This window comes from Sulfobacillus sp. hq2 (assembly GCF_002903155.1).
GTDB lineage: Bacteria > Bacillota > Sulfobacillia > Sulfobacillales > Sulfobacillaceae > Sulfobacillus > Sulfobacillus thermotolerans.
Window position 1 is genome coordinate 30,851 of sequence record NZ_NWUL01000011.1, and the last position, 12,892, is coordinate 43,742.

Genomic DNA, 12,892 nt, shown 5'->3' on the forward strand with positions numbered 1-12,892 from the left:
CATATGCTACCTTTATACAAGGAGTCGACTAATTCACTCTTTATATCACTTTGGTGCATCTCATACCGCAGGGTTTAGACATTTTTGCTTATGAGACGCGGAATATTTTCGGAAAATGGTGGGGAAATAATCCCTTTTTCAGTAATAAATGCGGCCACCAGACTCCCCGGGGTAATATCAAAAGCGGGGTTATACACGGGAAAATTTTCGGGGGCCACTTGCGCGTTGCCCACACGGCGCACTTCGTCAGCTGCCCGAAGTTCGATAGGGATATCCGCGCCGCTTTGCGCCGCGATATCAAAAGTACTAAGGGGCGCAGCCACGTAAAAGGGAATCTGATGAAAAGCTGCCAGCACGGCTACAGTATAGGTTCCAATCTTATTTGCCGTGTCGCCATTTGCCGCAATCCGGTCAGCTCCTACAATTACGCCATCAACCATATGTTGTGCCATGACCGTGCCCGCCATGCTATCCGTAATCAGTTGAGCCGGGATATGTTCTTGATCCAGCTCCCAAGCGGTCAATCGCGCACCTTGCAACAGAGGACGGGTTTCATCGACCCAAACCTGCTGCAAACGTCCCGCTTGGTAAAGCGAGCGAATAACCCCTAGAGCTGTTCCGTAACCACCAGTAGCCAAAGCTCCCGTGTTACAGTGCGTCAAAATCCGCACCGATCCGTCAAAGAGGGTCGTGCCCCATCTTCCAATTTCTTGGTTTAAGGTGATGTCTTGCGCGAGCAAGCTGTCGGCCCATTGCCGGCACGCTAAAACCGCATCTTGCGGCGCAAGAGACCGCATGCGCTCATAGGCAAGGTCCACCGCCCACGCTAAGTTCACCGCCGTCGGGCGAGCGCTTTTAAGTGCCGTCACCGCATGCTGGACTTGAGACCAAAAATCATCCGCCCGAAGAGCTTGACGCGCAAAGAGCCAAAGTCCATACGCTGCGGCAATCCCAATCGCAGGGGCGCCTCTTACCGCCAAAGAGCGGATGGCTTCAATGACGTCATTTCCATCGGTACAGGTCAAATAGGTTACTGTTTGCGGTAAAGCGCGTTGATCCAATAAGATGACTGCCGTCTCTGAGGCCTGAATTGTAGATATGGCCGGTGTATCCATGGCTTGCCCCTTTTCGTCTGCACGCAAATAAAAACTCCTCCCACAGTCGGGGACGAGTATAACCCGCGGTGCCACCCCAATTGACGCTCTACGCGCCCAACTCAATGCCCAGTAACGGCGAGCCCCGCCGACTCATCGCCGGAGATTCACGAGAAGTGGAATAAGACAACAGGCCTGCCGGATTACACCCAGCTCCAGCTCTCTGTAAGGCCTAAGTGCCCATATTCTTCTCGGCTTTTCACGAAAAGCCCTGTTCTACTTAATCAGTTTGATTTTGCCTTACTGCATATCGGATGTCAACTCAAGGGGAGGGCTTTTAATGCCAAGAGCACAACGCCCCCCAAAGTGAGGTCGTTGTGCTCTTGGCCTGGTTTAAACGGTTTGTGTTTTTCGTACCTTGTCGACGAAATACTGGTGAATACGCACGTCATGACTCATTTCAGGGTGAAAGGCTGAGACTAAAAGTGAACCTTGTTCAGCCATGACAACCTGTCCATCATATTCGGCCAGCGGGACCACGTCCGCTGACATCGCTAGGATTTTTGGCGCCCGTATGAAGACCGCTGGAAAGTCAGGTTGCCCTAAAAAGGGAATAGTAATCGGGGCTTCGAATGACGCCAATTGGCGGCCATACGCATTGCGTCCGGCTGTGATATCCATAAGCCCTAACCGAGCAGGAGAAGGCCCAACCACGTCTTTGGCCAATAAGATCAGGCCGGCACACGTGCCGTAGACGGGAAAGTGATCGTTTACCACGCGTGAACGAATGGCGTCAATCAGTCCTTCTTCTTGCATCAACATGCCGATGGTCGTGCTTTCCCCGCCTGGAATAATAAGGCCATCAACGCTGTCAAAGTCTTTGACCGTGCGCACCTCGGCGGGTTCAGCACCAACCGCGATCAAATGATTTTTGTGCTCACGCACATCGCCTTGAATGGCCAGCACACCAATGCGCATTTAAATCCCCCGGTCCTGCATGCGGTCAGCAGGCGTTAAGGTTGCCATTTCCAGTCCCGGCATCCCATCGCCAATCCCTTCCGACACTTCCGCAATGATTTTAGGATCATTAAAGTGCAAGGTTGCGCGGACAATCGCACGGGCCATAGCTTCAGGATTTTGGGACTTGAAAATGCCTGACCCTACAAAGATGCCGTCAGCACCCAATTGCATCATCAACGCCGCATCGGAGGGACTGGCAATGCCTCCTGCGCTGAAGTTGACGACGGGTAGGCGTCCGAGCTCTTTGACCTTGCGCACCAAGTCAATGGGAGCCCTGAGCTCTTTCGCCAAATCCGGCAATTCTCCATCGGGCGTGGCAACCAAACGACGAATCTCGGCATTGACGGCACGGAGATGGCGCACCGCTTCGACAACGTTGCCAGTACCCGGCTCACCTTTGGTCCGCAGCATCGCAGCCCCTTCGGCGATACGGCGCAGGGCTTCGCCTAAGTCGCGCGCTCCACAGACAAACGGCACTTGGAATCCCCATTTATCAATGTGGTATTGCGGATCAGCGGGGGTAAGCACTTCGCTCTCATCGATATAATCGACCTCTAGAGCCTCAAGTACTTGGGCTTCCACAAAATGGCCAATGCGCACTTTGGCCATAACCGGAATGGAAACCGCTTGCTGAATGCTTTTAACAATACGGGGGTCTGCCATGCGGGCGACGCCACCTGCCGCACGGATATCGGCAGGCACGCGTTCAAGCGCCATGACCGCGACAGCTCCAGCTTTTTCCGCAATAACGGCTTGCTCGGGAGTGGTCACATCCATAATCACGCCGCCTTTAAGCATTTCCGCGAGTCCAGCCTTCACATTAAAAGTCCCAACCTGCTTTTCGTTCATTTGTCTTGTTATCCTCCCTTACAGGTATGCGATCCCTCTTTAATGGCTGGATCGTTACTGCTAGTTTACCGACTTTCGTCGTTATCGTCACTCTCTTCATCGGCACCAACACGGGTAAAAGCGGCAACGGTTTGGCCGGGCTCAAGGCGCATAACCATTACCCCGCGGGCATCACGGCCTTGCTTGGACACATTTTCCACATTCATGCGAATTAGGGTACCATCGCTGGAAATGACCATGCACTGCTCGTGACCTTCCACGGGGACAATGCCAACCAGATTACCCGTTTTGGCGGTCACGCGAATCCCCCAGATACCTTGTCCATTGCGCCCGGTGACGCGGAATTGATCGGTATCTGTGCGCTTGCCAAACCCCTTTTCTGTCAAGAGGAGCAATTCGCCCATGTCACTGACCGTGGCCAAGGATACGACTTTGTCGCCTCCGATTAGGCGGATGCCTTTAACGCCATGCGCAGACCGACCCATGGCGCGCACTTCGGATTCAGGGAACCGAATGATTTTGCCAAAGGCCGTAGCCATCAGGACATCACTGTGGCCCGTGGTTTGCTCAACCCCGATCAGTTCGTCATCCTCATCCAAATGGATGGCGATGACACCACCGCCACGCCACGTGGAATAATCGGCTAACGCTGTGCGCTTGACCACTCCTTGCTTTGTGGCAAAGACCCAATACGTATCTTCAGGAACATCTTGTGGTAGTGTTTGCACCGCCGCGATCCGCTCATCTGTTTCCAACGCCACTAAGTTGGCCACGGAAATTCCTTTGGCTTGCCTTCCCGCCTCGGGGATTTCGTGAACCTTTACGCGATAAATGCGCCCTTTGTTGGTGAAAAAGCAGAGATAGGCATGGGTTGAAGCAATAAACAAATGGTTGATGAAGTCATCTTCGCGCACGGTACTGCCCATGACGCCACGCCCACCGCGTTTTTGAGACCGGTACACAGAGGTTTGTGACCGCTTGATATAGCCGCGGTGGGTTAACGTAATGACCATATCTTCTTCGGGAATCAGATCCTCATCACTCATGGTTTTGGCAGCTGCCCCAATTTTAGTGCGGCGGTCATCGCCATATTTTTCCTTAATCTCAAGAAGATCGTCTTTAATAATTTGATAGACGAGCCGTTCGTCCGCTAAAATCTCACGCAGATGCGCAATCAGTTCTTGGATTTGGCGGTATTCTTCTTCAATTTTTTCGCGTTCGAGTTGCGTTAAGCGTTGCAAGCGCATTTCCAAGATGGCATTGGCTTGCAGCTCGCTTAAGCCAAAACGCGTCATGAGTCCCGTGCGCGCGGCATCCACGCTGGCAGCAGCGCGAATCAAGGCGATAACCTCGTCTAAGAACTGCAGAGCAATGCGCAAGCCTTCGAGAATATGGGCTCGGGCTTCGGCTTTTCGCAAGTCAAACTGTGTCCGGCGAACAATAATCTCCCGCCGGTGTTGCACAAAATAATGCAAAATTTCCTTGAGCGATAAGACCTGGGGACGGTTGTCCACCAGGGCGAGCAAAATCATGCCAAACGTTTGCTGTAAAGGTGTATATTTGTACAATTTGTTGAGAATGACCTTCGGCACGCCATCACGCTTGATTTCGATCACAATGCGAACGCCATGGCGGTCAGACTCGTCGCGTAAGTCCGCAATCCCCTCAATCTTATGTTCGTGGACCAAGTCCGCAATTTTTTCGAGAAGACGTGCTTTATTGACCTGATAGGGAATTTCGGAAATCACAATCCGGGTTCGTCCTTGTTCAGGTTCCTCCACCGCCGCAATCCCGCGCATGACAATAATGCCGCGGCCCGTAGCATAGGCTTGGTGAATCCCTTCACGGCCCATAATCATCCCGCCCGTGGGAAAATCGGGACCAGGAACCAATTTCAATAAATCTTCCAAACTGGCTTCTGGGTGATCGATGATATATACTGCCGCATCCGCCACTTCGGATAAATTATGGGGCGGAATATTTGTAGCCATCCCCACCGCGATCCCAGCAGACCCGTTAATGAGCAAATTGGGAATGCGTGCGGGCAATACTAGGGGTTCTTGGGTTGTTTCGTCAAAGTTGGGTGTAAAATCGACCGTTTCTTTGTCAATGTCGACTAACATTTCCATCGCAATCTGCGATAAACGCACCTCTGTGTAACGCATGGCGGCAGGAGAATCTCCATCCATGGATCCAAAGTTGCCGTGTCCATCGACCAGCGGATACCGTATAGAAAAATCCTGAGCCATCCGCACCATGGCATCATACACCGCCACGTCGCCATGCGGGTGATACCGTCCTAGCACTTCTCCTACAATACGGGCCGATTTTTTGTAGGGATGATTGGGGGTATTGCTGAGCTCATTCATCGCATACAGGATCCGACGATGTACGGGCTTAAGCCCGTCGCGCACATCCGGCAATGCCCGGCTGACAATGACGCTCATGGCATAGTCAATGTACGACTTCTTCATCTCATCTTGGATATCAATGGGCAACACATGCCCGATTTCAGCCATTTATCGTTTCCTCACTTTATCCTACGGTGTCAAGATTACGCACAAGGTGGGCATTTTCTTGGATAAACTCGCGCCGTGATTCCACTTTTTCCCCCATGAGCACGCTGAAGATCCAATCCGCGGCCACAGCATCTTCCAATTCGACCTGCAACAGCGTCCGGGTTTCCGGGTTCATTGTGGTCTCCCACAATTGTTCGGCATTCATTTCCCCTAACCCTTTGTACCGCTGAATATTGATGTCTTTTCCATGCCCAAGCTCTTCTTGCAATTTAGCTAAAGCAGCATCGTCATACAAATATTTCTCGAACTTGCCTTTTTTAACCAAATACAAGGGGGGTTGAGCGATATAGACATAGCCTGCTTCAATCAGGGGTGTCATGTAGCGATAAAAAAATGTGAGCAACAGTGTGCGAATATGCGAGCCGTCAACATCCGCATCAGTCATAATCACAATGCGGTGGTAGCGGGCCTTTTCGAGCACAAACTCGTCGCCAATCCCTGTGCCAATAGCGGTAATCATGGCGCGAATTTCTTCGTTGGCGAGAATTTTGTCGACACGTGCCCGTTCCACGTTGAGAATCTTTCCGCGCAAGGGCAAAATCGCTTGGTATCGTCGGTCACGGCCTTGTTTGGCCGAGCCACCGGCGGAATCTCCCTCGACTAAATACACCTCGGATTCTTTAGGATCGCGCGAAGAGCAATCTGTCAGCTTGCCGGGGAGAGCAGACGATTCCAAGACGCTTTTGCGGCGGGTGAGCTCGCGGGCTTTGCGTGCAGCTTCGCGGGCTCTGGCGGCTTGTACCGACTTTTCTAAAATACGCTTGGCAATTTGAGGATTTTCTTCAAAAAAGGTTGCCAAGCCATCGGCAACGATGCTTTCGGTAATGCCACGAACCTCAGAATTGCCGAGTTTCGTCTTGGTTTGACCCTCAAACTGGGGTTCGGGCAGTTTGACGGAGACAATAGCGGTAATACCTTCTCGCACATCCTCCCCGGTCAAATTGGCATCCGTGTCCTTGAGCATGCCTAATTTCCTAGCATAATCGTTGCATACTCGGGTCAGAGCGGATTTGAAACCGGCTTCGTGGGTTCCTCCTTCATGGGTGCGAATCGTGTTGGCAAAGGTGAAAAGCGTTTCGTTATAGCTGTCGTTATACTGTAATGCCACATCGACCATGACACCGTCTTTCGCTCCGGAAAAAGCAATGGGAGGGGCATGGAGAACGTCGCGGCTTAAATTCAGATACTCCACAAAGGAGACGACGCCGCCTTGAAATTCAAACTGGATGGTACGGCCAGTTTCTTCCTCGTGCAACGACAAGAAGACCCCAGCATTGAGAAACGCTTGTTCGCGCATGCGGTTGGCTAAGACGTCAAAAGAGAAATGCACATCTTCAAAGATTTCGGCATCGGGACGAAAGATAACTTCGAATCCTGTCTCATTGGTTTCGTCTACCTGGGTGACGGCGTCAAGCGGTTTTCCTTTGGCGTAATGCTGCACAAAGGTGCCGCCCCCAAAGCGGCTTGTTGCCGTTAATTCCGATGAGAGGGCGTTGACAACGGATAAACCGACCCCGTGCAACCCTCCTGACACTTTATATCCGCCCCCGCCGAATTTTCCTCCGGCATGCAAGATGGTGAGCACAACTTGCAATGTGGGAATACCGGCTTTGGGATGAATGCCGGTTGGCACACCGCGGCCGTTATCGCGAACGCCTACACGGCCATCACGATAGAGTGTCACCCAAATGTGATCGCAAACTCCAGCAAGCGCTTCGTCGATTGAGTTGTCGACAATTTCGTATACCAAGTGGTGAAGACCCCGTGAGCCTGTCGAGCCAATATACATTCCCGGGCGTTTACGTACAGCCTCAAGGCCTTCTAATACTTGAATATCGCCTTCATTGTAGCTTCCCGGACGGGAGTCTTCCGTCATGAGTGGTGGTTCCTCCTTACCTGAGTCACAGGCAAAAATGCCCTATATTTCAGTATACCACATAGCTAAAGAGCCTTCGGACGCTATCTTACCGGCTCGTTTGTAGAGCGTGGCGGCCGAGATACTGGACATAACAAGGCCGGAATCTGTCAAGATCATGGTTTTTGCGTCCGCGAGGTCGCCTTGCAAAGCGCCAATGCTATTGAGGCGGTGGACCATCTGTCTTACCTCAGGGGAATGGTCCATAAGGTTTTTATTGAGGATGGCAACAATGCGGCCGGTGTCGATCATGGTGTCATGGCCGATATGCAAATACATGGCATGGTCTCCTCCTCATGATTTTTTGGTCGTGATGAGCGCAGTTTCGCACACACTGCAATATTCATAGGGTTTTAACACGGGGCTGCCGCAGTGTGGGCATAAGTGGTAGTTGTCTTGGAGCCATTTGGCGACAGCTTCATGATAATTGTGCTTCACATGGTCTAATAATACTCCCAGGTCTTGGGTTTTGGGCCGCAGTTTTCCGAAACGGTACGTACGTTCGCCGATTAAGATGTGGGGTTGCGCGGTGCGGAAAGCCCGTAGGTTCACGCGTGTGTGGATATCGGTCACGAAGTCTGTGTGGAGTTCTTGGTTAATTTTGGTAATGAGATCGGGAATGAAATATTGTAGCTGTTGGGCCCATGACGAAGAGGTTACAGCGATGGTCAGGATCTTGGGTTTATAGCCTAAAATCCGTGTGCGATTGGCAATGGTGTCGCCTGCGACGGAGCGCCAACTGCTCTCTAGAATCCATAAAGATTTGGCGGGTTGCCACGCATAGCGTTCCACCAATCGGTCGAGTACCTCGCGTAGTTCCTCACTGTTTGTATCCATTAGGCTTGCCTCGAAAATTGGCCGTCCTCTACCGTGTAGACCTGCGGATGGAGGTGGTCAAAATTGCGTGCTTCGGTATCTGTGACAATCGTTTGGGGATGATTGGTCGCAATGAATGCGAGCAGACTAGAGCGTTTAATCGGATCGAGCTCTGATAAGACGTCATCAAGTAAAACGATTGGCATAATTCCCGTCTCCTTTTCGAGGACGTGGTAGCTGGCTAGTTTGAGGCTTAAGGCGAGGGCCCGGTGTTGGCCTTGAGACGCATAAGGAGATGCGGCCACGCCATTGATCTGAAATAGCAGGTCGTCGCGGTGCGGACCAACCAACGTCATTTGCCTTTGTTTCTCTTCGGTGCTGCGCTCATCCATTAAGGTTCTGTACTCCTCGAGGGTTTCAACCTTTCTCGAGCTTCCGCCCTCTTTGAGCATACATTGCATGGAGAGTCCTGTCAGTTGGGTAAAGATTTCTTGAGCCCTGGGCACTATATTTTGCACCATCTCACGCCTGCGGATCCACAGGTAAAGACCGGATTCGACGAGGACGTGGCTAAAGTCAGGTAATGTCGGCCAAAGACGTGAATCTTTTAATATGCGGTTTCTGGCTAATAAGGCGTGTTGATATTGGCGGTATAAGCGGAGATAGCGCGTATCTACAGTAGCCAAGGTCCAGTCGAGAAAACGGCGCCGACCGCTTGGCGACCCTTTGGAGAGCTGGACATCATCAGGAGAAAAAAGGACGGCGGGCCAGATTTGCCCCGTGTGTTTTTTTCTCACGGGCTGGCGTCCGATAAAGTGAGTGATTGTCAAAGGGTCGGTGTGGTCTTTCCGAATTTTGGCGGTCAGGCTTGTAAAGGGTTGGTTCCAGCCAATGAGGTCTTGGTCTGAAGTACCCCGGAATGATGTGCCCGTTAATGTGACATACAAAGCTTCTAGGGCGTTGGTCTTGCCTTGGCCATTGTTTCCGACAATCAGTGTCAATTGCGGGGAAAACTGCAATGTCGTGTCCTTGATGTTGCGAAACCCTTTGATGTCCAACGTATCCAGTGTCATTTAAATCATCTGCCGCAAGGGAAGTAAGACGTGAAAATATTGAGCGCCTTCGGCATCCATGATTTTGGCCGGAGATTGAATGCCGGAAAATTGTAAGAGGGCTTCGTCGCCCTCGAGTGCTTTAAGGGCATCTAGAATATACGTGGGATTGAATAAGATGTCCAAGGCCTGGCCATGGGTTTGCGCTTCTACAGTCTCTTGGGCTTGGCCAATATCGGCTGTTTGAGTTGAGAGATCGATCGTCCCGTCTTCTAGATGCACGGCAACTGGCGTGGAATGATCCTTGGCGGCTAAGAGGTTGACACGCTCTAAGGAACCGCGGAGATCCGCAATAGATACCCGACATTCAGCAATAAATTCCTGGGGGATGACGCGGTCATAGTCAGGAAATTGGCCTTCGAGCAGCCGCGTGGTAAAAGTGGTGCCTGGGGCGGTGAGTTCAACGAGTCCGGTTCCCAAGGTGAGGGTGACGGGATTGTTTTGGTTTAGACGCGCGCCTTCGCTGAAGAACTTGTGCGGGAGGACAACCTCTTTTTGGGGACCCCGGTAGTCAGGAATGGGAAGCCAGCTATGAGATAGACGAGTACCGTCGGTGGAGACGAAGACGAGGCGGCCGGTTCCGAGCTTTACATAGACGCCTTTAAGAATGGGGCGGCTATCTTCTCGGGATACAGCGAAGAGGAGTTGCCGACTCAGCGTTGATAGCGTCCCAGTCGGTAACTCAAGGCGAGCTTGGGTGTCCTCAAGCATAGGAAAACTTGGTAACAGTTCTTGGCCATAGCCGTTGATGATGGCTTTGTTGCGCCCATAGCGAATAGTGCTGCGTCCGGTATTGGGATCGGAGGTTAAGTCGAAAGTGGCAGTGGGAAGGCGTTGAATGAGTTCGGTTAACGTGGAGCCCGGTAGAACGACAGAACCTGGCTCTTGAACGTCGCAGGGAATTTCTGCGGCGATGTGACTGGAAAGGTCGGTCGCTGACAGCAAGAGACGACCATTTTCGGCTTGGAGTTGGATGCCTGCGAGAACAGCCATGGTGTTTTGAGGTTGAATAACGCGACCGACTTGTTGAAGAGCGCGAGTCGTAATGTCTTGGGCAGCGCTAAAGTGCATGAAAGTGGTCTCCTCCCGGTAGGGTTTTTTGAGATGGGTGAGCGACTTTCGTAGCCCACTTATGATTAAGATTCTTTTTTTGTCTTTTTTCCGTAGTCATAATAAGGGCTGGGGATAATCTGGATAAGTGTCCGCAACCCTTATGTTATCAGGCGATGGGGCGCAAAATAATTCTGAATAACCTCTGGATCGACACGGGGAGAATTGGGGATGATTTTTGTGTCTGATGGTGTAGTTGTGTATTACCTGTTGTTGTTCCACAATTAACCCCCCGTTTTTTCACCATTTATCCCCAAGCTTTTCAGCGAGATTTGATCCGTTTGGAGATGGCTTCGAGAATTTGTGCGAGTTGGGCATCTTCGTGTCGTTCCCGGTCGATTTTTTCGCAAGCATGAATTACGGTGGTGTGGTCGCGTCCGCCAAATTCCTCACCGATTCTTGGGAGGCTAGCGTCGGTCAAGTTGCGTGCGATATACATGGCGACTTGCCGGGGAAATGCCACCGCGCGCGTGCGTTTTTTGGCCTTGAGATCTTCGACACGCATGTCAAAGTGTTTCGCCACTTCTTCTTGGATAAGGCGGATGGTGATCGCTTTCGGACGCGAATTGGGTATAACGTCTTTTAGCGCTTCCATCGCCAATTCTGCTGTCAAAGATTGGCGGGTGATAGATCCATAGGCCATGACACGAATGAGAGCCCCTTCGAGTTCGCGAATGTTGGTGTCGATGCGCGCAGCAATAAACTGGAGGACGCTGTCGGGCACTTGCAAATCTTCCAGTTGGGCTTTTTTGGCTAAAATTGCAATACGGGTTTCGAGATCTGGGGGCTGGATATCGGTGATTAAACCCCACTCGAATCGTGACCGTAGGCGCTCTTCAAGGGTTGGGATATCTTTAGGAGGACGGTCGCTCGATATGACGATTTGCTTATGGGCCCCGTGTAAGGCTTCAAAAGTGTGGAAAAATTCTTCTTGGGTGCGTTCTTTGCCTGCGACGAATTGAATATCGTCAATCAAGAGGACATCAATGTTCCGGTAACGTTGTCGAAACCGAACCATTTTGTCGTCGCGAATGGCGTTGATCATTTCGTTGGTAAAATTTTCTGAGGAAACGTACAGAACACGAGCTTCTCGGTTGACGGATAGAACTTGATGCCCTATCGCGTGCATTAAGTGGGTTTTGCCAAGACCCACGCCGCCATAGAGAAATAGTGGGTTATAGGCTCGTGCTGGCATTTCAGCGACGGCCTGGCAAGCAGCATGGGCGAAGCGGTTGGAGACTCCAACGACAAAGGCTTCGAACACGTACTTGGGGTTAAGGCGAGTATGAAATTCCGACTCTTGGGGCTCTGGCGCAGACTCCTTAGGCGCGGGCCGAACCGATTGGGGCGGAGGAATGGGTACAGGCTTTTCCTCGTCAAGTGTTTCCGGCGCTTTGGGTGTCAGCACAAGGTGTACCTCGATCGGGCGTCCAGCAGACTTGGTCAGCACGTCGCGGAGCAATCCAGCATAGCGGCTGGCAATAATTTGGCGGACGAAATCACTGGGTACGGCCAAGTCAAGTACGCCATCATCCAAAGAGAGTGGGAAGACTTGACGCACCCACGTCTCCATACTGGGTGTGGATAACTCGCTTTCCAGACGAGCCACAGTATCCGCCCACAGGCCTTCTAAACCGACCTCCAGCATGAAACAATTCCCCCTAATATACACAAGAAGTCCACAAAGTTATCCACAGTTTGTTGATAACTTTCCTATAAATAATGAATGCCTCCGAACCCGGAGGAGTTGTTTTATCATAACAAATTCGGACAGGGCTCTCAACGAACAAGGCAGGTAAAACCCGGCCTGTGGAAAAAATCCCTTTCTTGACCTGGGAATGTGAGGCGACTATAATTAAAGCCACATTTGCGCGAGAGTCGGGGGGTGACGAATTTATGAAGCGGACTTTTCAACCGAACCGTCGACACCGGGCTAAAGTTCATGGTTTTAGAAAACGCATGTCCACCAAAGCTGGCCGTATGGTCATTAAGAGGCGCCGTCAAAAGGGCCGAAAGCGTTTGGCTGGCTAGACCATGGCAAAATTTCAGCGGCTCAAACGGCGTTCTGATTTTGGACGGGTTTTCAAGTTTGGACGCACGGTAGGCGATCGGTATATTGTCCTGTTTATTCTTGGTAACGGCCGCGGAGAAGGGCGCATCGGTTTTACCTCACAGCGGTCCGCTGGCTCCGCGGTGAAGCGAAACAGGATTCGTCGTCGTATGCGTGCTCTTTTTTCCCTTTTTGCGCCGGATATGAAAGCATGTGGAGATATGATTGTTTTGGGTAAAAAAGCCGTGTTGTCGGAAGATTGGGACCGTCTTGTTCAATCCATGCGGCGATTATTAGTGAAGGGTGGCTGCTTGGACAAGCGGATGTGATGGAGAAAGCGGGTAACA

The 12,892-nt window shown here is 51.6% G+C and carries 12 protein-coding genes; 2 read left to right on the plus strand and 10 right to left on the minus strand.

Annotated elements, in window-relative coordinates:
* Nucleotides 1-74: 74 nt before the first annotated feature.
* The 10 genes from mtnA to dnaA all read right to left on the minus strand — a co-directional run bounded on the left by mtnA (nucleotide 75) and on the right by dnaA (nucleotide 12,143).
* Nucleotides 75-1,142 (minus strand): S-methyl-5-thioribose-1-phosphate isomerase, encoded by a 1,068-nt coding sequence (gene mtnA, locus CO251_RS01165; RefSeq protein ID WP_369825222.1) that lies wholly within the window; start codon nucleotides 1,140-1,142, stop codon nucleotides 75-77.
* Between the two features lie 345 nt (nucleotides 1,143-1,487).
* On the minus strand, nucleotides 1,488-2,072 hold the full coding sequence (pdxT, locus tag CO251_RS01170; protein WP_103373988.1) for a pyridoxal 5'-phosphate synthase glutaminase subunit PdxT: 585 nt from the start codon (nucleotides 2,070-2,072) through the stop codon (nucleotides 1,488-1,490).
* A complete protein-coding gene (gene pdxS / locus CO251_RS01175; RefSeq protein ID WP_103373989.1) occupies nucleotides 2,073-2,963 on the minus strand; it encodes a pyridoxal 5'-phosphate synthase lyase subunit PdxS in 891 nt (296 codons plus the stop codon).
* A 65-nt stretch (nucleotides 2,964-3,028) separates the two neighbouring features.
* Nucleotides 3,029-5,482, minus strand: coding sequence for a DNA gyrase subunit A (gyrA, locus tag CO251_RS01180; protein ID WP_103373990.1), 2,454 nt, complete (start codon nucleotides 5,480-5,482; stop codon nucleotides 3,029-3,031).
* 16 nt (nucleotides 5,483-5,498) lie between these two features.
* On the minus strand, nucleotides 5,499-7,418 hold the full coding sequence (gyrB, locus tag CO251_RS01185) for a DNA topoisomerase (ATP-hydrolyzing) subunit B (protein ID WP_103373991.1): 1,920 nt from the start codon (nucleotides 7,416-7,418) through the stop codon (nucleotides 5,499-5,501).
* Nucleotides 7,419-7,460: 42 nt separating this feature from the next.
* Nucleotides 7,461-7,736: an extracellular matrix regulator RemB gene (gene remB / locus CO251_RS01190; RefSeq protein WP_103373992.1), complete on the minus strand. Its 276-nt coding sequence runs from the start codon at nucleotides 7,734-7,736 to the stop codon at nucleotides 7,461-7,463.
* A gap of 15 nt (nucleotides 7,737-7,751) precedes the next feature.
* Nucleotides 7,752-8,294: a DUF721 domain-containing protein gene (locus CO251_RS01195; protein WP_103373993.1), complete on the minus strand. Its 543-nt coding sequence runs from the start codon at nucleotides 8,292-8,294 to the stop codon at nucleotides 7,752-7,754.
* Entirely contained in the window at nucleotides 8,294-9,346 is a 1,053-nt protein-coding gene (locus CO251_RS01200; RefSeq protein WP_103373994.1) for a DNA replication/repair protein RecF, read from the minus strand. The genes CO251_RS01195 and CO251_RS01200 overlap by 1 nt, the downstream gene beginning before the upstream one ends.
* The gene (gene dnaN, locus CO251_RS01205) at nucleotides 9,347-10,456 is read right to left on the minus strand and encodes a DNA polymerase III subunit beta (RefSeq protein ID WP_103373995.1); all 1,110 of its coding nucleotides are present in this window, start codon (nucleotides 10,454-10,456) and stop codon (nucleotides 9,347-9,349) included. It abuts the gene before it with no gap.
* Between the two features lie 301 nt (nucleotides 10,457-10,757).
* Nucleotides 10,758-12,143, minus strand: a complete 1,386-nt coding sequence (gene dnaA / locus CO251_RS01210) for a chromosomal replication initiator protein DnaA (protein WP_103373996.1) — start codon at nucleotides 12,141-12,143, stop codon at nucleotides 10,758-10,760.
* Between the two features lie 248 nt (nucleotides 12,144-12,391).
* Between dnaA and rpmH the strand changes: the two genes are divergently transcribed.
* Entirely contained in the window at nucleotides 12,392-12,526 is a 135-nt protein-coding gene (gene rpmH / locus CO251_RS01215; protein ID WP_103374076.1) for a 50S ribosomal protein L34, read from the plus strand.
* 3 nt (nucleotides 12,527-12,529) lie between these two features.
* Nucleotides 12,530-12,874: a ribonuclease P protein component gene (gene rnpA, locus CO251_RS01220; RefSeq protein WP_103373997.1), complete on the plus strand. Its 345-nt coding sequence runs from the start codon at nucleotides 12,530-12,532 to the stop codon at nucleotides 12,872-12,874.
* Nucleotides 12,875-12,892: the final 18 nt, after the last annotated feature.